This is a genomic window from Gordonia sp. 'Campus', from assembly GCF_022206305.1.
Classification (GTDB): Bacteria; Actinomycetota; Actinomycetes; order Mycobacteriales; family Mycobacteriaceae; genus Gordonia.
In genome coordinates this window covers 1-22,293 of the sequence record NZ_JAKOIW010000025.1, presented here as the reverse complement: position 1 = coordinate 22,293, position 22,293 = coordinate 1, and the positions used below count along the sequence as shown (strand labels likewise).

Genomic DNA, 22,293 nt, shown 5'->3' with positions numbered 1-22,293 from the left:
GCCGAATGCGCCAAACGAGCAGGGCCCCGCTCCGGGCCCGGGGACGCGAATCAGCCGACGCTGATCTCGACGCCGCCGGCAATGGCGACCGAGCGGGTGGTGAAGCCGAGTCCCTGCGCGATCTGACGGATGTCGGCGGGGACCGGGGCAGTGCCGAGCACGAGGACGGTCGGACCCGCACCGGAGACGGTGGCGGCGTATCCCCAGGCACGCAGCGCGGCGACCAGATCGCTGGTGGGCGCCATCGCCGACGCGCGATACGGCTGATGCAGGCGGTCCTCGGACGCCGCCATCAGATTCCGGGGCTCGGCGGTGAGCGCCACGACCGCGAGCGCGGAACGACTCAGGTTGAATACCGCATCGCCTCGCGGGACCGAATCCGGCAGGAGGCCCCGGGTGAAGCTGGTCGAGGACTCCGTGTCCGGAACGAACACGGTCGCACAGATGTCGGGGTGCACGGCCAAGCGGTGCGCGCGGTACGTCGGCACCCCGTCCGCGGAGTCGGTCCAGGTGACGACGGCCGAGCCGAGCACGCTGGCGGCGGCGTTGTCAGGGTGTCCCTCGAACTCGCTGGAGAGCTGCACCAGCTCGTCAGTCGACAGCCCGGCGCCCAGGCCGGCGGCCGAGATCAGCCCCGATGCCGCCGCGAGACCCGACACGGCGGCGGCCGCCGACGATCCCAGGCCGCGCGAATGCGGGATCTGATTGACACAGCGGAGGGTCAGGCCGGGAGCGCGGAACCCGGCGTGCGCCAGGCCGCGGGCCAGCGCCCGGACGACGAGATGCGACTCGTCCCGTGGGACGTCGGCTGCACCCTCACCCTCGACATCGAGGGTCACCCCGGAGTCGACGGTCTCCACGATCACTTCGTCGTGGATTCCGAGAGCCATTCCCAGACAGTCGAATCCGGGACCGAGGTTGGCGCTCGACGCGGGCACGCGGACCCGTGTGGAGATGCCGACGGGCAGGTCACGGACCGTCGGTGACGAGCCGACGGTCGAGTTGTGGGCGCCCGGCTGGACATCGACCGGACGCCCGGCCCCGTCAGCCGACACCGAGAGCATTCGCGACTGCCACCGGGTCGACCGGGATGGCTTCGACCTCGGGAATACCCGCCAGTGCGGTGTCGGGGTCCTTGAGGCCATTGCCGGTGACGGTGCACACCACGGTCGATCCCGGTGTGATCCAACCGTCGGCACTGGCTGCGAGGAGGCCGGCAACACTGGCCGCCGAGGCGGGTTCGACGAACACGCCTTCCTTGCCGGCCACGAGGCGGTAGGCCTCCAGCAGCTTCTCGTCGGTCGCGGCGCGGAACTGCCCGTTCGACTCGTCCTTGGCGGCGACGGCCTGATTCCAGCTGGCGGGCGACCCGATGCGGATGGCGGTGGCGATGGTCTCCGGCTCTCGCACCGGGGCGCCGTTCACCAGCGGGGCCGCGCCCGCGGCCTGGACCCCGAGCATCCGGGGCACGGACGACGAGACGCCGTCGGCGTGGTACTCGGTGTATCCCTTCCAGTACGCGGTGATGTTGCCCGCGTTGCCGACCGGCAGGGCGTGGACGTCGGGCGCGCGACCCAGAACGTCGACGATCTCGAAGGCCGCGGTCTTCTGCCCCTCGATACGCGCCGGGTTGACCGAGTTCACGAGCTCGATCTCGGTGAACTCGGAGGTCGCCTTGCGGGCGAGTTCGAGGCAGTCGTCGAAATTGCCCTCGACCTGGATGATCTTGGCGCCGTGCATGACCGCCTGGGCGAGCTTGCCCATCGCGATCTTGCCCTGCGGGATCAGCACGGCGCAGGTGATACCCGCCCGGGTGGCGTAGGCGGCGGCGGACGCGGACGTGTTGCCGGTCGATGCGCAGAGCACCGCGGTCTTGCCGTTGTTGACCGCGTTGCTCACGGCCATCGTCATGCCACGGTCCTTGAACGAACCGGTGGGGTTGAGCCCCTCGACCTTGAGGTAAACCTCGCAGCCAGTCAGCGACGACAGATGCGGCGCGCTGATCAGCGGGGTGCCACCCTCGAGGAGCGTGACGACCTTCCAGTCGTCGGCGACGGGGAGCCGCGACCGGTAGGCCTCGATCAGGCCCGGCCACGCGCGGTGCACAGGCGTAGAAGTCGCTTCAGTCATCGGTACCTTCCAATCGCAACACACTCGACACCTTGATGACGGCGTCCATGTCTTCGAGCGCCGCAACACAATCCGATTGCGCACGGTCGGGTGCGCGGTGGGTCACCAGGATCAGGCGGGCATCGTCGCCCGCGCCCTCCTGGCGCACGGCGGCGATGCTGACCGACCGCTTGGAGAACTCCCCCGCGACCTGCGCCAGCACACCGGGCTTGTCGGCCACCCGCATCGAGACGTAGTACCGCGTGAACACGTCGTCGATCGGTGCGACCGGCAGCGACGCGTAGGTCGACTCCAGCGGTCCGCGACCACCGTGCACCCGGTTGCGCGCGGCCATGACCATGTCGCCGAGCACCGCCGACGCGGTCGGCGAACCGCCTGCGCCCTGGCCGTAGAACATCAACCGGCCGGCGTTCTCGGCCTCCACGACCACCGCGTTGAACGCCCCGTTTACCGTGGCCAACGGGTGGGTCAGCGGGATCAGTGCGGGATAGACGCGAGCCGAGATGCGTTGCGAGCCACCGGCGTCGCGCACACGTTCGCAGATGGAGAGCAGCTTGATGGTGCAGTCGAACTTCTTGGCCGCCACCAGGTCCGACGCGGTGACCGACGAGATGCCCTCACGGTGCACATCGGCCGCGGTCACCCGTGTGTGGAAGGCGATCGAGGCCAGGATCGCGGCCTTCGCGGCGGCGTCGTACCCCTCCACATCGGCCGTCGGATCGGCTTCGGCGTATCCGAGGCGTCCCGCCTCGGCGAGGGTGTCGGCATAGTCGGCGCCGGTCTCGTCCATCGCCGACAGGATGAAGTTCGTGGTGCCGTTGACGATTCCCGCCACCCGCTCGACGGTGTCGCCCGCCAGCGACTGCATCAGCGGACGGATCACCGGGATCGCACCGGCGACGGCCGCCTCGAAATACAGATCGACCTTGGCCTCGGCTGCGGCGGTGGCGAGCTCGCCGGTGTACTCGGCCAGCAGGGCCTTGTTGGCGGTCACGACCGACTTGCCGCTCTCCAGCGCCGAGCGGATCAGACCGCGAGCGGGGTCGATGCCGCCCATCAGCTCGACGACGATGTCGACGTCATCGCGCGCGACGAGCGCCGCGGCGTCGTCGGTGAGCAGGTCCTGTCCGATCTTGCGCGGGCGACCGAGGTCGCGGACCGCGACGCCACGGATCTCGACGGGGGCTCCGACGCGGGCGCGGAGGTCGGCGGCGTTGTCGGTGATGATGCGCACCACCTCGGCCCCGACGTTGCCCATGCCGAGGACCGCGACACCGATGGTGCGCGGGTTCGACTCGCTTGCGCCGCTTGTGTTCTCGACTGATCCGGTCACGGGCTCACCTCCAGGCTGAGAAAGTCTTCGATGGTCTCCCGACGAAGCAGCAGCCGGGCGTTGCCCTCGGCCACCGCCACCACGGGCGGTCTCATGGTCATGTTGTATCGGCTCGACATCGAGTAGCAGTAGGCGCCGGTGGCCGCCACCGCGATCAGATCACCCGGTCCGAGGTCGTCGGGCAACCAGCAGTCCTTGATGACGATGTCGCCGCTCTCACAGTGCTTGCCGACGACGCGGCAGACCACCGCACGTGCCTCCGACACCCGCGACACCAGTCGCACATCGTATTCGGCGTCGTAGAGCACCGTGCGGATGTTGTCGCTCATCCCGCCGTCGACGGAGATGTAGCGACGGACGGCACCGCCGCCCAGCTCGACGTCCTTCACGGTGCCGACGCGGTAGAGCGTCACGGTACCGGGTCCGGCGATCGCGCGGCCGGGTTCGACCGCGATGGTCGGCATGGGCAGGCCCACGGCGGCCGACTCGCGCTCGACGATGGCGGCCAGGGTCTCCGCCACCTTCTCGACCGGGAGCGGCCGCTCCTCGGGGAGGTACGAGATACCCAGTCCCCCACCGAGATCGACGATCGACATCTGGGACGTCTTCTCGACGCCGAACTCGTCGACGACGTCGTGCAGCAGCCCGAGGACCCGATGGGCGGCGAGCTCGAACCCGTCCATGTCGAAGATCTGTGAACCGATGTGGCTGTGCAGACCGACGAGCCGGAGATTGCCTGTGGCGAAGACCTTCCGGATGGCCTCCATCGCGACGCCCCCGGCGAGCGAGAACCCGAACTTCTGGTCTTCGTGGGCGGTGGAGATGAACTCGTGGGTGTGGGCCTCGACGCCCACGGTCACACGGACGAGGACGTCGGCGACGACACCGCGCTCGCGGGCGACCGCGTCGAGGCGTTCGATCTCGACCATCGAATCGAGGACGACGTGACCGATCCCCGCCTCGACCGCCGCGCGTAACTCGTCGACGCTCTTGTTGTTGCCGTGCAGGGCGATCCGCTCCGGCGGGAAACCGGCGCGCAATGCTATGGCCAGTTCACCGCCACTGCACACATCGAGAGACAGACCCTCGTCGTCGACCCAGCGGGCGATCTCACTGCACAGGAACGCCTTCGACGCGTAGTGCACGCGACCGTGAGGTCCGAACGCGGCCATCATGTCGCGGCAGCGGGACCGGAAGTCGGCTTCGTCGATGAAGAAGGCCGGCGTACCGAACTCGGCGGCGAGCTCGCTCACCGGTACCCCGGCGATGCGCAGTTCCCCCGAGTCGTCGCGCGCAGCGTTGCGTGGCCACACCTGCGCGGGGATGGCCGCGAGGACGGCCGGGTCGTTCGGACGCTCCGCGAGATGCGGTGCGGCCAGCAGCTCGGCGTGCCGGGGCCCGGCCGGATGCGCGCTCACATCTGCTCCGGTGCGGTGACGCCGACCAGGTTCAGACCGTTGGCCAGGACCTGGCGGGTGGCCTCGCACAGCGCGAGACGTGCCCGGTGGATGTCGGCGACGTCCTCGTCACCCTGCGGCAGCACCCGGCACTTCGCGTAGAAGCGGTGGTACGTACCGGCGAGGACCTCGAGGTACCGGCACACCCGATGCGGTTCGCGCAGGGTGGCGGCGGTGGCCACGACCTCGTCGAAATCGCCGATGGTGCGGATCAATTCACCCTCGGCGGGGTCATCGAGCAGGTCGAGGTGGTCGAGCGAGGACACGACCCCCAGATCAGCGGCGTTGCGTGCGAGAGCCGACATCCGGGCGTGCGCGTACTGCACGTAGTACACCGGGTTGTCGTTGGACTGCTTGGTCAGCAGGTCGAGATCGATGTCGATGTTGACGTCGACCGACGAACGGATCAGCGAGTAGCGCGCGCCGTCGACCCCCACCGCGTCGACGAGGTCGTCCAGCGTGATCACCGTTCCCGCACGCTTGCTCATGCGCACCGGCTTGCCGTCGCGCACGAGGTTCACCATCTGGCCGATCAGCACCTCGACGGTCGCCGGGTCGTCACCGAGCGCCGCGGCGGCGGCCTTGAGCCGGCTGATGTAGCCGTGGTGGTCGGCGCCGAGCATGTAGATGCAGAGGTTGAAGCCGCGGTTGCGCTTGTCGCGGTAGTAGGCGATGTCGCCGGCGATGTAGGCGGCGTTGCCGTCACTCTTGAGGACGACGCGGTCCTTGTCGTCGCCGAAGTCGGTGGACTTCAGCCACCAGGCGCCGTCCTTCTCGTACAGGTTCCCATTGGCCTTGAGTTCACCGATGCACTCGTCGACGAGGCCGGTGGCGAACATCTTGTCCTCGTGGGTGAAGACGTCGAAATCGGTTCCGAAGTCGTGCAGGCTCTGCTTGATGTGGGTGAACATCAGGTCCACCCCGACCGAGCGGAAGGTCTCGAGGCGTTCGGACTCCGGCTGCGACAGCACGTCGGGGGCCTTCTCGACGACCTTCGCCGCGATGTCGGCGATGTAGTCACCCGCGTACCCGTCCTCGGGTGTCGGGTTGCCCAGGGCGGCGGCCTCGAGCGACCGCGCGAACCGGTCGATCTGGGCGCCGTGATCGTTGAAGTAGTACTCGCGCGTCACCTCGCCGCCACGGGCGGACAGGACGCGACCGAGTGCGTCGCCGACTGCCGCCCAGCGGGTTCCGCCGAGGTGGATGGGGCCGGTCGGGTTGGCCGACACGAATTCGAGGTTGATGACCGAACCGGCGAGTTCGTCTCCGCGGCCGTAGTTCCCTCCCTGCTCCAGCACCGACGCGACGACCGTGTTCTGTGCGGCCGCACCGAGCCAGATGTTCACGAACCCGGGGCCGGCGATGTCGGTCTTGTCGATGCCCTCGGCGGCCGCGAAGGCCTCGGCCAGCCAGCCCGCGAGTTCGCGCGGCTTCACGCCGAGACGCTTGCCCATCTGGAGGGCGACATTGGTGGAGTAATCGCCGTGGTCAGCGTGACGGGGGCGCTCGACGACGATCGAGTCGGGCACCAGATTCTCGTCCAGTCCGCGGTCGCGGACCACGGTCAGGGTCACGGCGCGCAGCAGCGCGGCCAGGTCGGCGGGAGTCACAGGACACCATCCTATTGGCCGATGCCTGATCACCGACAATCGCACCCTGCTCGGCCCACTCCGTCGCACCGGGGTCGGGGCGAGCACACCCACCAGTACACTCGTGGGCGCCGAGCGAGCGCCGGGCCCAGGGCCCGCCCGCGCGGGGACCGGAGTCGGATGAGGAAAGAAGTCGATGGCGCGCAAACCCGGGGCGAACGTCCCCAAGTCTCCCAAGAGAGCAGGATCGGTTCCCTCCGCGACGGGACGCCAGGTCGACTGGATGCTCGTGGGCGCCGTAGTCGTGGTCATCGGTCTTGTCGCGGGGCTCGCGATCTACCTCATCCCCAAGTTCAACGAGCAGCGCGCCGAGCAGAAGGATGATGTCGCCGTGCAGTCGGTGTCGGAGTTCGTGCCATCGCCGCAGAACCCCGACCCCTCGGCCGCCATCCCCGGCGTGACCAAGCGGTACTACGAGGCCGGACGCCACGTCACCGCGACGCAGCGCGTCGCCTACGACCAGTCGCCTCCCTTCGGCGGCCCGCACGACGAGATCTGGGCGACCTGTACCGGCGTCGTCTACCCGAACCCGCTGCGTTCGGAGAACGCCGTCCACGCACTCGAACACGGCGCGGTGTGGATCACCTACAACCCCGAGACCGTCACGCCCGAGGATCTCGACCACCTCAAGCAGCTCGTCCGAGGCGAGCAGTACCTGTTCCTCTCGCCGTACCCGGGCCTGGACAAGCCGGTGTCGCTGCAGAGCTGGGGTCACCAGCTCAAACTGGACTCCGCTCGCGATCCCCGCGTCGACCAGTTCATCACCGCGCTTCGCCGCAACATGATGCCCGGCGTCTACCAGGAGAACCCACAGACCTCGGCCTACCCGGAAACCCAGGCGACCTGTGCCGCGATCCCCGGCTTCGACCCGTCGAATCCCCCGCCCGCCGACGAGGGTGAGCCCGGCCCGGATGCCGTCCCGATGAACGGCGCTGCCCCGGCGCCCGCAGGCTGACCCGGTTCGGGACCCACGACCAGCGGCGGTCCGGGCACCAGGACCCCGGCGAACGATCCGGCCGAGACGACCGGCGAGATGACGAGGAACCAGCGATGAGCGACAGCAGCGATCGTCCCGAGACCCCGCGCACACCCGACACCGTGGGCGCGCCCACGTCCACCGACGCCGAATCCGATGCGCCGCACCAGAACCGAGCGCTCCTCGCGCTGGTCGGTGTCGCCGTGCTCCTCCTCGGAGTCGGCCTCGGGTTGCTCATCCAGGCGAGCCTCGCCGACGATCCCGTCGACGACGATGCACCCGCGGCGAACTCCGCGGCGGTCGGCTTCGCACAGGACATGACCCGTCACCACGAACAGGGCGTGGAACTGGCGGCGATCGAACTCGAGCACGGGACCGATCCCGCGGTCCGCAACATGGCCTTCGACATCCTCACCGCGCAGAGCAACGAGATCGGGCAGATGCAGTCGTGGCTGTCGCGGTGGGGGCAACCCGTCACCAACCCCGGCGACACCATGGCCTGGATGGGACACAGCGGTTCCGCCGACGGCCACGATCACTCCGATCCGGCCGATCATGCCGACGGGGGTCACGATCACGGCAGCATGGACCACGGGGACATGGATCACGGGGACATGGATCACGGGGACATGTCGATGCCGGAGTCCGGCGCACCTGCGTCGGGTGAGGCTTCGTCGGACGTCGAGCAGCCGGCGATGCCGGGCATGGCGACCTCGACGGAGATGGAGCAGTTCCGCGCGATGCGGGGTCCCCAGGTGGACACCACCTTCCTGCAGTTGATGCTGCGCCACCACGAAGGCGGACTGCACATGATGGAGTACGCCGCCGATCCGGCCAACGTCGAGCAGGAGTATGTGCGCGACCTGGCGTCGAGCATGAAGCGCACGCAGGACAAGGAAATCGGGATCATCACCCAGATGCTGGCGGCCCGCAACGCGCAGCCTCTTCCGATGAACTGAGCAGTCTCCGCACAATCGCCACTTCGTTCGCAGTTCACTCGCTGCAGCTCGCGAATCTGCGTTCGAGGTGGCGATTGTGCGCTGTGGTGAGGTGACCCAGGTGCGGGGACCGGGCCGGCATGCTCCTCGTCGACGGCGGTGATCCGTGGCGACGCATCGAGCTACCGCTCCTGTGAGGACGCTGGATTCAGCCGTGGGTGAGTGCGCGCCGGACGGCGTCACATTGCCGACCGAAGAAGTCCTGCGCGATGGCTGTTCTGGGCGCCACGATGTCGAACCCGTGGAATGCACCTTCTATCTCGTCCACATGGCACCCGACGCCGGCCGCTCGGAGCCGTTCCCCATAGTCGCGATTCTCGGCCGCGAACAGATCGAGAGTGCCGACTCCGATCCAGGCCGGGGCCAAGCCCTCGAGGTCCGCTCGGCGTGCCGGGACGGCCGTATCCGGCTCTGCGCCACCGAGATAGCTGGCCCATCCGAAGACATTCGCCGACGCGTTCCACAACCGGTGCCGCGGATCGGCTTCGCGTGTGCGGTCGTCGAGCATGGGGTAGGTCAAGAGCTGCAGTCGCACATCGATCCCCGCGTCTCGGGCCCGGTAGGCCAGTGCTGCGGCCAGTCCCCCGCCGGCACTGTTGCCGCCGATCGCGATCCGGCCCGTGTCGATGTCGGGCTGATCGGTCATCCAACGCAGCGCGTCGAGGCAGTCGTCCAGAGCAGCCGGGTATGGGTGTTCGGGCGCCAGCCGATAGTCGACGGACACCACCTGGACGCCGGCCCGTTCGGACATCGCGCGGGCCCAGCGATCGTCCTGAGCCGCACTCCCCGTGACGTATCCCCCGCCATGGATCCACAGGAGCCCGGGCAGCCGCCCCGACGAATGCGCCGGACGGAACAACCGCACGTCGACGCCGCCGCCCGTGGTCACCGTGGTGACGGGATCCCGGCCGTTGCGGACCCGGTACGCGCGCCGCACGACCGGAAGCGTCCGACGGGATATCAGCTGGGAAGGGGCGAGCAGGGCGATTACACGTAGGTCCGGCGCGAAGTCGTTGCGTTGTCTCCAGCGATTCAGCACACGACGAGACTAGTGGCCGAACCGTACCGACCGGGCCCGATTGTGGCCATCCCGAGAAGACTGTGGCAAGCTCTGCCCCAGCGTCGCGTGCCGGTGGCGGACCGCGTCAGGCATGGAGGCGCCGGGACGAAAGTTTCGTCATGGCAGTCAGTTTCAATCACATCATCATCGGCGCGCACGATCCGCAGGCGTCCGCCGACTTCTATCGGGACGTGCTCGGCGCGCGGCCCGCACCCGGTTGGGGTCCGTTCATCAACATCCTCCTCGACGACGACACCCTTTTACAATTCGCGCCGGCACCGGTCGCGGAGCCGGTCCACATGGCGTTTCTGATGGACGACGCCGACTTCGACCGCGGCTACCAAGCATTGCTTCGACGTGGCGTCGAACACTGGGCCGATCCGCAGATGCGGCGGCCGAACGAGATCGCCACCGAGGAGGGCCGGCGCGTCTACTTCAAGGACCCGTCCGGGCAGTTGCTGGAGATGCTCACGCAGCCATACGTGTGAGGATGAACGCAGAAGCGCCACTTGCGTGCACGAGCGCCGGTTGTAACAGGCGCTTCTGCTCCCAAGTGGCGCTTCTGGTGAAATGGTGCCCCCGGCAGGATTCGAACCTGCGGCCTTCTGCTCCGGAGGCAGACGCTCTATCCCCTGAGCTACGGGGGCTCATCGGGCGGGACCCAGCCTAGCGCACCATCACCGGGACGACCCAATCGGCCGGCTCACGACACGCCGACCGGACTCTGCAACCGGATCGACGACCCGTGCTCGCCACGCAGGACGTGCAGCTGGGCCGGGATTCGCGCCCGGAGTTCATCCACGTGACTCACGACGCCGACGACGCGCCCGCCCGCGCGGAGCTCGTCGAGAACCCCCATGACGAGGTCGAGGGCCTCGGGGTCGAGGGTGCCGAATCCCTCGTCGATGAAGATCGTGTCGAGCACTCGCCCGCCGGATTCCGCGGACACGACGTCGGCGAGCCCGAGGGCCAGCGCGAGGGAGGCGAAGAAGGTCTCCCCGCCGGAGAGCGTCGTCGTCGCGCGCAGTGCGCCGGTGTACTCGTCGCGGACCTCGATGCCCAGGCCACCTCGCCGGCCGCGCACCCCGGCGGCATCGGAGTGCACGAATTCGTATCGGCCCGAGGACATCTCGCGAAGACGACCGGACGCGGCGACGAGCACTTCGTCGAGGCGCGCCGCCAGGACATACGATCGCAGCGACATGCGGCGAGAGTTCTGTCCTCGCCCGCTGACCAGTTCGGCCAGCCCCTGGAGCTCGGCCTGGCGTTCCTGCATCGGCGCCAGGGCGTCGAGGGCGGCCCAGAACTGCACGACGTACTCGTCGAGCCCGGAGAGGCGTTGTGCCGCCACGGCGTGCGCGGTGGCGGCGGCGTCGCGGCGTGCGCGCGCGGAACTCACCTCGGCACCCAATTGTTCGAGGTTCGGGTCGGGTGCGTCCAGAGCCGACCGCACGTCCGGATCGGCGAGTGTCTCCTCCGCCGCGGCTCGCAGGCGGGCGGCCTCCTGCACCATGGACTCCCAAGCCGCGATCTGCCGCGCGGGAGCGAATGCTTTCCGGACGTCGGCGACCGACTCGAAGCCCGCGTCGGCGCATGCCTCGGACAACCGCTGCGACGCCTCGTCCGACCGCTCACGCGCGCGTCGGACCTCCCCGCAGGCGTCCCGGAGACGACGTGCCCGTCGCACGAGTTCGGCGAGCTCGCGCCGTCGTTCGGCGATCCCCACCCGCCCCCCGGTGGCCTCGAGGAGGTCGGCGTCGAGCTCAGCCAGGTTGCGGCGCAACGACTTCAACCGTTCGCGCCGCGTCGCCTGCGCCGACTCGATCTCGGCCACCGCGGCCCGCCACCCGGCGACCTCGGCGTCGATCCGTTCGACGTCCGATCGCAGTGCCGGCAGCCGGGCGGCAGCGCGTTCAGCGGTACGGAGTTCAGCGGTGACCCGGGTGTGGTCGGCCGCCGCGACATCGGGGTCGGCCCCGGCGATGATCTCGTCGAGGTGGGCGCGGCGTTCGGCGAGGGCTGTCACCGCGGTCTGGGCGGACGTCTTCGCCGCGCCCGCGCGTTCCTCGGCGGCCGTCGCCTCGTCTTCTTCGGCCGCGGCCGCACCGACCCCGGAGCCGGTGCCCCCGGTGGCCGGCTGTGGGTGTTCGAGCGATCCACACACGACGCAGGCCTCGCCGTCGACGAGCCCGCCGGCCAACTCCGCGGCCATTCCGGCGAGACGCCGTTCCCGCACGTCGAGCACGTGCTCGCGTGCGGCGGCATGGGCGTCGCGCGCGTCGAGCAGGGCCTTCTCGGCAGCATCGAGCCGACCGAGCACATCCGTTCGGTCGGTCACCGCTGCGAGGACCGAACCGAGCCGGTCGCGCTCGGCCTGCAGTCCGGGCACCCGTCCTCGCAACTCGTCAGCGGCGTGCAGAGCCGCGGCGGCGACATCACGACGAGCAGGCGCGGCGTCCAGCGCAGTTGTCGTCCGTGCGATCTCGCGGTCAGCCTCGGCGACCGCGGACTTGAGTTCGGCGATCTCGGCGACCGACGCCGGACGCTGCGCCGCCCGTTCGGCGAGCGGCTCCCACCGCCCCGATTCCTCGGTCCATCGATCGATCGCGGAGTCCAGCCTCGCGGCGAGGGCGTCGTCGATCTCGTTCCCACGCTCGATCTCATACCCGCACAGGGACTCCCCTTCGGCGAACTCGACCAGGGCGGTGCGGGCACGCGTGACGCCCTTCCCGGCGGTCTCGAGTTCGGCCGCGGCCCGGTCGTGGTCGTCGGCGAGCGGAAGGATCGGCGCCGCGCGCAGCGCCAACCGACGTGCCTGGGTTGCTGCTGCCAGTGCGGGTTCGTCCGCCGCCAGCTGTGCGAGGCGTTCGGTGGCCTGGCGACCGCGGCGCCGCTGTTCGGCCACGCGAGCACCCGCCTCGTACGCCGCCTGCGCCTGATCGGCCGCAGCCTGCGCGGCACCGGCCTCCGCGAACGCGCGCCCCGCTGCCTCCCGGGCGGCATCCAAACACCCCTGCGCCCAGTCGAAGTCGGCGTCGGCGGTCGGTTCGGCGCCACCGATCGCGACGATCTGACCAGCGATTCGGTCGAGCACGGCAGTGTGTTCGGTCAGCGTCGCGCCGCTGTCGCGGGCACGCTGGCGCAGCCATTCTTCGAGGTCGCCGAAACGTTCGGTGTCGAAGAGACGCTCCAGCAACGCCTCTCGCTCGTCGGAATGCGCGCGTAGGAAACGGGCGAAATCTCCCTGCGGCAGCAACACGACCTGGAAGAACTGATCGGCACTCATCCCGAGCAGACGAACGACCGCATCGCCGATCTCGGGAAGACGCGTGAGATCGGGACCCGATCCGTCGACCCACACCAGGGTCGCCTTCGCGTTCACCTTGCGGGTGCCGTCGCCGCGTTTCTTGGGCCGCTCGTGCTCGGGCGACCTGGTGATCCGCAGGCGTCGCGACGCGATGGTGGCCTCGAGTTCGACCTCCGGGATCTCATGCGGCGCAGCATGATCGGAATGCAGACGACGGTTCGTGTCACGCACCCCCGGCACCCGGCCGAACAGCGCGAACGCGACCGCGTCGAGAACGGTCGTCTTGCCCGCGCCGGTCTGACCGTGCAGAAGAAACAGACCGTCGCCACCGAGGTCGTCGAAGTCGACGGTGATCTCGTCGGCGAACGGACCGAAGGCCCGGACACGCAACCGGTGAAGCCTCACGCCGACTCCGCGACGATCGCCTCGATGTCGAACAGCGTGAGTTCGGCGGCGTCGGACTCGGGCTCGCCGACCACGGCACGCAGCGCACGCTCGATGAGGACCCGTTCTCCCTTGGTGGGCGCGTCCCGGACGTCCTCGATGAAGGAGGCGACGATCTCGGCGTCACTGCGTCCGCGAACCCGCGACCGATAGTCGACACCGGAACCGCTGTGGGGACGATCCCACTGCACATGCACGGCGAACGGGAAGCGTTCCCGGAGGCGGCGCATGGCGTCGGTCGGGCGCACCGCGTCGGTGAGCGTGACCTCGACGTAGTGATCCTGGGCCGACCCGAACCGTTCCTCGGTCAGCAGATCGGCCAGAGTCCCGGTGAGAGAACTGAGTTCGCGGACGACCGGCATCTCGTGCGCCCGTACCTGGGCGACCCCGGACGCATCGAGATCGACGATCAGCACCGCCTTGCGGTGGGTGCGTTCGCCGAACGAGTACGGCAGGAGTGATCCGCTGTAACGCACGGACTCGGCCACCCGCTGCGGCGAGTGCAGATGCCCGAGCGCCACATAATCGGCGCCCGAGAAGGTCTCGGCCGGAACGGTCTCCACTCCCCCGACGCTGATGGAACGCTCCGACCCCGTTGCCGCCGCCCCGCTCACGAACGCGTGCGCCACCACCACCGAACGCGACTGCCGCACGGCCAGATCCGCTCGTATACGCACCATCGCGGCATCCAGCACGGCCGTGTGACCACAGGGTGAGGGCACGTCCAGATGGTGCCGGGCGGTGTCCGGCTCGAGGTACGGGATGCCGTAGAAGGCCACCTCACCGTGCGCGTCGGAGAGGAGAACCGGGCGGTCGATGTCGGTGATCGAGGTCCGCAGGTGCAGGCCGCCCGCGGCCGCGAACCCGGACCCGGCACCGAGGCGCGTCGGCGAATCGTGGTTACCCGACGTGACGACGATCTGCGCTCCGGCGGCGGCGATCTCGGCGAGCCCCTCGTCGTAGACCCGCACCGCGTCTGCGGACGGGACCGACCGATCGTAGACATCACCGGCGACGATCACCACGTCGGCCGACTCCGCGGCGACGACGGCCGCGAGATGCGATAGTGCGCGCCGCTGATCGGCGAGCAGCTCGACTCCGTGGAACGTCCGGCCCAGATGCCAGTCGGAGGTGTGCACGATCCGCATGGGCGCAACTTTACGGTCGGGCCCCGACAGATCGTGGGACGCGCGCTCAGGCGCCGGGCACCCCCACGGTGTGAGTCGTGCTACCCGGTGTCTGCGGGTCGACGACCTGCGGCGGAAGAGTCTGATGCGCGGGCCGCACGAAGAAGAAGGTCGCGACGACGCCGACCAGCAGGGCCGCGGCCGGCAGGTACAGGGACTGGCCCATGGCGGTCGCGAAGCCCTCCCGGAGGAACTCCGGGAGTTGCCCGCTCCCCCCGTCCTGGGCGGCGGCGTCATCGATGCCGGGCAGCTCGGCCGCCAATCGGGTCTGCAGGAGCGCGCCGATCATCGCCGCGCCCAGCACGGAACCGATCACGCGCAGCGTGTTGTAGACACCAGCACCGGCTCCCGCCTGATGCCACGGCAGGTTGCGTGTCGCGGTCGCGGCGAGGGGTGCCCAGATGCCTGCCGAGGCGACACCCATCAGACAGAGCGGGACGACGATCAACCAGACCGGTGTGTCGGGCCGGGCCACCACGCCGAGCCAGCCGATCGCCACCGCGTTCAACAGCAACGCCGAGGACACGATCGTGCGCGGGTGGACGCGGTCGACGATTCGTCCGACGATCGGGGCGAGAACACCGGTGAGCACCGCCATCGGGACGAGTACGACCGCCGACTCGGTCGGCGACATCCCGCCGACGAGCTGCAGGAAGAACGTCAACGGGATCATCATCGCCGACACCGCGAACCCCATCGACGCGATGCCGATGGTCGCCAGCGAGAAGTTGCGATCGCGGAACAACGACAGCGGCACCAGTGGTTCGGTGCGAATCCTGGACTGCCAGTATACGAATGCCGCGAGCACGGCGAGGCCGCCGAGGATCAGCACCCAGATCCAGGCGCTCCAGGCGAATTTCTCGCCCTCCTGGATGCCGAAGACGAGCGCGGAGAGTCCGACCGCCGACAATGCGACGCCGATCCAGTCGAACTGGTGGTCGTTGGTCCCGACGCGCGGGACGAGGATCGCGGCCAGGACGAGTCCGACGACACCGACCGGGAGATTGATGAAGAAGATCCACTCCCACCCGAACGCATCGGTCAGCACCCCGCCCAGCAGCGGTCCCACCAGCGTCGCGACGCCGGCGACCGTGCCCCAGACGCCCATGGCGGCGCCGCGCTTCTCCGCCGGGAAGATCCGGGTGATCAGGGCCATCGTCTGCGGGGTGATCAGCGCCGCCCCCACGCCCTGCAGGGCGCGCGCCGCGATGAGTTCACCGATCGACGACGACAGGCCACACCACAGACTCGCGACGGTGAACACCGCCAGACCGATCTGGTAGATCGTCTTCGGCCCGAACTTGTCGCCGAGCCTGCCGGTGATCAGCAGCGGCACTGCGTAGGTGAGCAGATACGCACTGGTGACCCAGACGACCCCGTTGACGTCGGTGCCGAGATCGGACTGGATGCGCGGTTGGGCGACCGCCACGATCGTCATGTCGACGAGGATCATGAAGAAACCGATGCAGAGCGCCAACATCGCCGCCCAGGGCCGGGTGGTGACGGTCTCTTCGGGTGCCCTGACCTCGCCGTGGGGGGCGTCGCTGGATCGCATCTGCCCGATGCTAGACCTGTCCGATTCACTCCCGTCGCGCTCGACCGCGGGACGGCGGGCGGCCGATCCCAGCCAGGGGATGCCGGACGCGTCCGGCGCCTCGTGTCGCCCCGGATCATTACTGTGGAGAGCATGAGCACCGAGTCCGAGCAGACCACCGCCTCCGAGCAGACCGGCGCCGCCGGAGACGAACAGGGTTCGTACGTGATGACCGGCCAGGAATTCGTGCGCGACACGAAGTACATCGAGACCCGTATCACGGCCGATGGTCGCGACGGATACCCGGTCGAGGCGGGGCGGTACCGCCTCGTCGCGGCGCGCGCCTGCCCGTGGGCGAACCGCACCCTGATCGTCCGCAGACTTCTCGGTCTCGAGGATGCGATCTCACTCGGCCTGTGCGGACCCACCCACGACAAGAACTCGTGGACATTCGATCTGGATCCCGGGGGTCTCGATCCGGTCCTGCAGATCCCCCGACTCAAGGACGCCTACGAGAAGCGGATCCCGGGTTACCCCAAGGGCATCACGGTTCCCGCGATCGTCGACATCCCGACCGGCGAAGTCGTCACCAACGACTTCCCACAGATCACCATCGACTTCTCGCTGGAGTGGACCGCCTTCCACCGCGACGGCGCGCCCGAGCTCTACCCCGAACGTCTGCGGGACGAGATCGACGAGGTCAGCCACGGCATCTACACCGAGGTCAACAACGGTGTGTACCGATGCGGTTTCGCCGGCAGCCAGGAGGGCTACGACGCCGCCTACGACCGGTTGTTCACCAAGCTGGACGAGCTGTCCGAGCGGCTCGCCACCCAGCGGTTCCTGGTGGGCGACACCATCACCGAGGCCGACGTCCGCCTCTTCACCACCCTCGCCCGCTTCGACGCGGTCTACCACGGCCACTTCAAGTGCAACCGGAGCAAGTTGAGCGAGATGCCCGTGCTGTGGGGGTACGCCCGCGACCTCTTCCAGACCCCGGGGTTCGGCGACACCACCGACTTCACCCAGATCAAGCAGCACTACTACATCGTCCACACGGATGTGAACCCCACCCAGATCGTGCCGAAGGGCCCCGATCTGCGGAACTGGCTCACCCCGCACCACCGGGAGGAGCTCGGCGGCCGTCCGTTCGGTGACGGCACGCCCCCCGGCCCGCCACCGCCCTCCGAGGTCGTGCCCGACGAGGACGGGGCCCCGACCTCATGAGAGACAAGACGCCCCACGGGACTTCGACCGAGAAGGGCCGCACGCCCCCGGGCAAGGCGGTCGAGGTGACCGGCGGGCTCCTCGATCGAGCCCAACGCCTCCAGGCGCCCGCGGTGAAGAAATATGTGGACTCGCTGCGCCGCAAGTACCCCGACGACTCGCCGGCGCAGATCGTCGAGCGTCTGGAGAAGCGCTACCTCAACGCGGTCACCGGCTCGGGCGGCGCGGTCGGGGCGGCCGCCGCGGTACCCGGCGTCGGGACCGTCACCGCCTTCGGTGCGATGACCGGCGACACCGCCTTCTTCCTCGAGGCGTCCGCTCTCCTGGCGCTGTCCATCGCGGAGGTGCACGGCATCCCGGTCCACGAGTCCGAGCGTCGCAAGGCACTGGTCATGACCGTCGCGCTCGGTGAGGAAGGCGTACTCGCCCTCGGACGCGTCGTCGGCACAGGCGGCGGTGCCCTGCGCCGGCTCGGCGGCGCCGCGCTGCCGTCCGGCGCGATCACCAAACTCAACAAGACACTGGTGAACAAACTGGTCCGCAAGTACGCGATCCGCCGCGCGCCGCTGATCTTCGGAAAACTGATGCCCGCAGGCATCGGCGCCGTCATCGGCGGAGCGGGCAGTCGGGCGCTGGGACGCAAGGTCGTCCACAACGCACGGCAGGCGTTCGGCCCGGCACCCCGGACGTGGGTGATCGACGTCGACTTCGTCGAGTCGCCGACTCCGGACCCGCTCCCGCCCGGTTCGTGGTGACGGCGGGGCCTCCTCCGCGAACTCCGTCCGAGACCGCCACCCCCGCGGCGGCCCCGGCCGAATCCGCCTCCGGCACATCGGGCTGGATCCGCAAACTGGTCCGCGAGTCGTGGCGATACCGCCGCATCGTCATCGTGACGATGAGCGTCACGATGATCGCGGTCGGCGTGGATGTCGGGGTCCCACTCCTGGCGAAGGCGGCGATCGACCACGCCACCGGCGTCGTCGACGACGATCTCTCGCTGAACACGATCATCGCCGCGCTCGTCGTGCTCGCCGTCATCCGTTACGCCTGCCACGTCGGACGCCGCGTCTTCGCCGGGCGCCTCGCGATCAACGTCCAGAACACACTGCGGGTCCGGCTGCTCGACACGCTGCTGCACCTCGACGGCCGGAGCCAGCACCAGATACGCACCGGGCAGATCGTGTCCCGATCCATCTCCGACATCCAGGTGGTGCAGAGCCTTCTCGCCATGGCGCCGCTGTCGATGGGCGCGGCGGTGCAGATGATTGTCGCGCTGGGCATCATGGCCTACCTGTCGCCGCTGCTGACGGCCGTCGCCCTGGTCATCGTCCCCCTGATCGCCGTCGAGGTGCTACGCACCCGGCGTCGTCTGTTCGCGGCCACCTGGTCGGCGCAGCAGTCCGCGGCCGACGTCGCCCAGCACGTCGAGGAGACCGTCACCGGAGTGCGGGTCGTGAAGGGATTCGGCCAGGAGGACCGCGCGGTCGACGGGCTGGTCGACCGCTGCCGGACAGTGTACGCCCGCCGCCTGCGTGCCGCCCGCATCAACGCCCGCTTCGCCCCCACGCTGGCCGCGATCCCGCAGCTGGGCATGGTGGGGGTGATCGTCGTCGGCGGGTACCTCACGATGACCGACCGGATCACGGCCGGCACGTTCCTGGCGTTCAGCACCTATGTCGCCACCATGACCGGGATCGCCCGCCTGCTCACGAACCTCATCGTCAACGCACAACTCGCGCGCGCCGCCGTCGAACGTGTCTACGACGTCATCGACCACCCGCAGGACCCCGGCAACACCGCATCCGGCGCCCTACCCGAGGGGCCGCTCGGGCTGAACCTCTCGGGTGTCGAGTTCGCCCATCACACCCACGACGCCGACGACCCGCCCGCCGTCCTCGCGGGCATCGACCTCCGGATCAACCCTGGCGAGTGCGTGGCCGTCGTCGGCCCGCCCGGCTCGGGGAAATCGACCATCGCGGATCTGGTGAGCCGGTTCGAGCGGCCGGACGCCGGCGTGATCTCGATCATCGGCGACGACGCGGGCGGCGGCGACCTGTACGCCCTCGACGACATCGCCCCGGGGACGCTTCACCGCGCGATGGCCATCGTCTTCGACGAGCCGTTCCTGTTCTCCGACACCATCACCGCGAACATCGCGATGGGTCCTGCCGCGACGGGCGCCGACGTCGTAGACCGGGTGCGCGCGGCCGCGGCGGCCGCCGATGCCGAGGAGTTCATCGAGGCACTGCCCGACGGATACGACACGGTCATCGGCGAGCGCGGCCTCACCCTGTCCGGGGGCCAGCGTCAACGCATCGCCCTCGCGCGCGCACTGTTCGCCGACCCACGCATCCTCGTGCTCGACGACGCCACCTCCGCGGTGGACGCGACCACCGAGTCACGCATCCTGGCCCGACTCCGCCGCGGAGATCGCACGATGCTCGTCCTCGCGCATCGACGGTCGACCCTCGTTCTCGCCGACCGCATCGCGGTGCTCGACGACGGCCGGATCACCGCGCTCGGGACGCTCGCCGAACTGGAGGCGACCTCGCCCCGGTTCCGGGAGCTGATGACGAGCGCCGGTCCCGATCCCGCCGACGGTCCCCCGTCAGCCCCGGCGCGCGATCAGGATTTGCCGTACGACATCGACACGCTCTGGCCCCCGGTCCGATCCGATGACCCCGGGACGCCGGTGACGCGTGCGGGCGCCGGCGCGGGGAGCCGGACAGGTCGTGGCGGCGGAGTCGCCAGCGCCCTGGGGTCGATGCCCGCCACGCCGGAGCTGCGGGCGAGCGTGGACGCGCTGCCCCCGGCCGACGAGGACCCGGACGTCGACGTCGATGCGGCGCGCCGCGAGAACCCGGTCTTCAGCCTGCGGGGCCTCCTTCGTCCGGTGCGCCTGCTGCTCGCGGCCGCGCTGGTGGCGATCGCGATCGACACCCTCGTCGGCCTCGCCTTCCCGAGCATCGCCCGCGCGGTCATCGACGCCGCGGGCCGATCCGACCGATCCACGCTGTGGGAGGCCACGCTCGCCGGGGCCGTCCTGGTCGGCATCGGATGGGCCGCCGCGTCGGCGATGGTCATCACCTCGACCCGCGCGGGTGAACGCGTGCTCTTCGGACTTCGCATACGCAGCTACGCCCACATCCAGCGACTGGGCCTGGACTACTACGAGCGCGAGCTCTCCGGCCGCATCATGACGCGGATGACCACCGACATCGACGCGCTGTCGACCTTCTTGCAGACGGGCCTCACCTCCGCGATCGTCGCTGTGCTGACCCTGCTCGGCGTCATCGTCGCGCTGCTCATCACCGGCCCCCTCCTCGCCCTGCTCGTACTGCCGGTGTTCCCTCTCCTCATAGTCGCGACCGTGGTGTTCCGGCGGGTGGCGAGCCGCGCCTATACCCGGTCCCGGGAACTCATCAGCACGGTCAACGCCGATTTCCAGGAGAACATCGCGGGCATCAAGACCACGCAGTCCTATCTGCGGACCGACGCCGCACAGGTCCGGTTCGCGGGGCGATCGGCGGAGTGGGTCGAGGCGCGGATGGTCTCGCAGCGGGCCATCGCCACGTACTTCCCGCTGATCCAGCTCATGTCCGACATCGCGACCGCCGTCGCCCTCGGGGTGGGTGCAGGTCAGGTCGCCTCCGGCTCCCTGTCGGCGGGAACCCTCGTGGCATTCGTCCTCTACCTCACGATGTTGTTCGGTCCCGTCCAGCAGTTGTCCCAGGTGTTCGACGGATATCAGCAGGCATCGGTCGGCCTGCGTCGCATCGCCGACCTGCTGCAGACCCCGAGCTCCCTGCGCACCTCCACGCGGTCGCTGGCTCCGCCGACCGGCGGCTTCGAGGGCGAGGTGGACTTCCGGCGGGTCGGGTTCCGCTACTCGGGGTCATCGACCGATGCCCTCGCCGACGTCGACCTGCACATCCCGCCCGGATCGTCGCTGGCTCTGGTGGGACGCACCGGTGCCGGCAAGTCGACCATCGTCAAACTCCTCGCCAGGTTCTACGACCCCACCTCCGGGTGCGTGCGTGTCGACGGCACCGACATCGGCGACTTCGAACTCACCCGCTATCGACAACGACTCGGACTGGTCCCGCAGGAGCCGCACCTGTTCACCGGGACCGTGGCGGACAACATCGCCTACGGCAGACCCGGGGCGGCCCGCGCGGAGATCGCCGCAGCCGCGGCCGCGGTCGGGGCGCTGCCGATGATCTCGGCACTGCCCGGCCGCATGAACCACCCGATCGGCGAGCGGGGGCAGGGACTCAGCTCAGGGCAACGGCAGTTGATCGCGCTGGCACGTGCCGAGCTCGTCGACCCCGACCTGCTCCTTCTCGACGAGGCGACGGCCACCCTCGACCAGGCGACCGAGGCGCAGGTCCTCGCGGCCGGCCGCGCGGTGACGCGCAGGCGCACATCGGTCATCGTCGCGCATCGACTCGCGACCGCGGCGCGCGCCGACGCGATCGCGGTGGTCGACGGCGGACGCATCGTCGAGCTCGGAACACACGACGAGCTGTTGACGTTGGGACAGAGGTATCGCGGGTTCTGGGATGCAGGTGTCGATCCCGACGACTCGGTGGTACCCGACCCGTTCGCACCCACTCCCACCAGCGCAGGTGCAGCCCCGGCGCCGTCCACCCGGAGCGCGTCGGAACTGACTCCGTAGTAGTAGGTCGGTAGGTGTGACCGAGTCGACGACGCGTAGCATCGGCAGATGGTTCACCGATAGTCTTCACGAGAGACGACAGCGTGGCAGAAAACCCGGCACCTTCAGGGAATTGAGGCGAGATACCGCTGTGAGCAGCAGTTCGATTTCGGATTTCGGACAGAACACGTGGCTGGTCGAGGAAATGTACCAGCAGTTCAAAGAAGACCCGAACTCGGTGGATCCGAGTTGGCATGAACTTCTGAAGAACTACGAACCCGGAGAGAACGGTGGCTCCGCCCCGTCCGACTCCCCTCCCGCCGCCCCCGCGAAG

16 protein-coding genes and 1 tRNA gene are annotated in these 22,293 nt (G+C 69.3%); 7 read left to right on the top strand and 10 right to left on the bottom strand.

The window, feature by feature from the left end:
* Positions 1 to 50 precede the first annotated feature (50 nt).
* Genes thrB through argS form a run of 5 tightly spaced genes read right to left on the bottom strand, consistent with a single transcriptional unit; the run spans position 51 to position 6,530 of the window.
* Complete coding sequence (gene thrB, locus MAY35_RS20775) at positions 51 to 1,064, bottom strand: homoserine kinase (protein ID WP_238423184.1); 1,014 nt, start codon at positions 1,062 to 1,064, stop codon at positions 51 to 53.
* The gene (thrC, locus tag MAY35_RS20770; RefSeq protein WP_238423183.1) at positions 1,045 to 2,130 is read right to left on the bottom strand and encodes a threonine synthase; all 1,086 of its coding nucleotides are present in this window, start codon (positions 2,128 to 2,130) and stop codon (positions 1,045 to 1,047) included. Before thrC ends, thrB begins: the two co-directional genes overlap by 20 nt.
* Positions 2,123 to 3,463, bottom strand: a complete 1,341-nt coding sequence (locus tag MAY35_RS20765; protein ID WP_238423182.1) for a homoserine dehydrogenase — start codon at positions 3,461 to 3,463, stop codon at positions 2,123 to 2,125. Before MAY35_RS20765 ends, thrC begins: the two co-directional genes overlap by 8 nt.
* The gene (lysA, locus tag MAY35_RS20760; protein WP_238423181.1) at positions 3,460 to 4,881 is read right to left on the bottom strand and encodes a diaminopimelate decarboxylase; all 1,422 of its coding nucleotides are present in this window, start codon (positions 4,879 to 4,881) and stop codon (positions 3,460 to 3,462) included. The genes MAY35_RS20765 and lysA overlap by 4 nt, the downstream gene beginning before the upstream one ends.
* Entirely contained in the window at positions 4,878 to 6,530 is a 1,653-nt protein-coding gene (gene argS / locus MAY35_RS20755; protein ID WP_238423180.1) for an arginine--tRNA ligase, read from the bottom strand. The genes lysA and argS overlap by 4 nt, the downstream gene beginning before the upstream one ends.
* A 175-nt stretch (positions 6,531 to 6,705) precedes the next feature.
* Here argS and MAY35_RS20750 point away from each other — a divergent pair, with 175 nt between their 5' ends.
* Both MAY35_RS20750 and MAY35_RS20745 read left to right on the top strand, forming a co-directional pair.
* Positions 6,706 to 7,524, top strand: a complete 819-nt coding sequence (locus MAY35_RS20750) for a DUF3105 domain-containing protein (RefSeq protein ID WP_238423179.1) — start codon at positions 6,706 to 6,708, stop codon at positions 7,522 to 7,524.
* Between the two features lie 95 nt (positions 7,525 to 7,619).
* Positions 7,620 to 8,504: a DUF305 domain-containing protein gene (locus MAY35_RS20745; protein WP_238423178.1), complete on the top strand. Its 885-nt coding sequence runs from the start codon at positions 7,620 to 7,622 to the stop codon at positions 8,502 to 8,504.
* Between the two features lie 187 nt (positions 8,505 to 8,691).
* Here the strand turns inward: MAY35_RS20745 and MAY35_RS20740 are convergent, their stop codons facing one another.
* Entirely contained in the window at positions 8,692 to 9,579 is an 888-nt protein-coding gene (locus tag MAY35_RS20740) for an alpha/beta hydrolase (protein ID WP_245404350.1), read from the bottom strand.
* A gap of 143 nt (positions 9,580 to 9,722) precedes the next feature.
* On the opposite strand from MAY35_RS20740, the gene MAY35_RS20735 reads away from it, so the two are divergent.
* The gene (locus MAY35_RS20735; protein WP_238423176.1) at positions 9,723 to 10,091 is read left to right on the top strand and encodes a VOC family protein; all 369 of its coding nucleotides are present in this window, start codon (positions 9,723 to 9,725) and stop codon (positions 10,089 to 10,091) included.
* Between the two features lie 83 nt (positions 10,092 to 10,174).
* On the opposite strand, the gene MAY35_RS20730 is transcribed toward MAY35_RS20735, so the two are convergent.
* From MAY35_RS20730 to MAY35_RS20715, 4 genes are all read right to left on the bottom strand, one after another.
* Positions 10,175 to 10,250 (bottom strand) — tRNA-Arg (locus MAY35_RS20730).
* Between the two features lie 56 nt (positions 10,251 to 10,306).
* The gene (locus tag MAY35_RS20725; RefSeq protein ID WP_238423175.1) at positions 10,307 to 13,315 is read right to left on the bottom strand and encodes an AAA family ATPase; all 3,009 of its coding nucleotides are present in this window, start codon (positions 13,313 to 13,315) and stop codon (positions 10,307 to 10,309) included.
* Positions 13,312 to 14,502 (bottom strand): exonuclease SbcCD subunit D, encoded by a 1,191-nt coding sequence (locus MAY35_RS20720; protein WP_238423174.1) that lies wholly within the window; start codon positions 14,500 to 14,502, stop codon positions 13,312 to 13,314. Before MAY35_RS20720 ends, MAY35_RS20725 begins: the two co-directional genes overlap by 4 nt.
* 46 nt (positions 14,503 to 14,548) lie before the next feature.
* The gene (locus MAY35_RS20715) at positions 14,549 to 16,096 is read right to left on the bottom strand and encodes an MFS transporter (protein WP_238423173.1); all 1,548 of its coding nucleotides are present in this window, start codon (positions 16,094 to 16,096) and stop codon (positions 14,549 to 14,551) included.
* 132 nt (positions 16,097 to 16,228) lie between these two features.
* Between MAY35_RS20715 and MAY35_RS20710 the strand changes: the two genes are divergently transcribed.
* The 4 genes from MAY35_RS20710 to MAY35_RS23290 all read left to right on the top strand — a co-directional run.
* Positions 16,229 to 17,302: a glutathione S-transferase family protein gene (locus tag MAY35_RS20710; RefSeq protein ID WP_238423172.1), complete on the top strand. Its 1,074-nt coding sequence runs from the start codon at positions 16,229 to 16,231 to the stop codon at positions 17,300 to 17,302.
* The gene (locus MAY35_RS20705; RefSeq protein ID WP_238423171.1) at positions 17,299 to 18,057 is read left to right on the top strand and encodes a hypothetical protein; all 759 of its coding nucleotides are present in this window, start codon (positions 17,299 to 17,301) and stop codon (positions 18,055 to 18,057) included. The genes MAY35_RS20710 and MAY35_RS20705 overlap by 4 nt, the downstream gene beginning before the upstream one ends.
* Positions 18,051 to 21,980 carry an ABC transporter transmembrane domain-containing protein gene (locus MAY35_RS20700; RefSeq protein WP_374237991.1) on the top strand — a complete coding sequence of 1,310 codons (3,930 nt, stop codon included), beginning with the start codon at positions 18,051 to 18,053 and terminating at the stop codon, positions 21,978 to 21,980. Before MAY35_RS20705 ends, MAY35_RS20700 begins: the two co-directional genes overlap by 7 nt.
* 130 nt (positions 21,981 to 22,110) lie before the next feature.
* Positions 22,111 to 22,293, top strand: a 183-nt coding sequence (locus MAY35_RS23290) for a hypothetical protein (RefSeq protein ID WP_238423170.1), incomplete at its 3' end; no start/stop codon positions are given.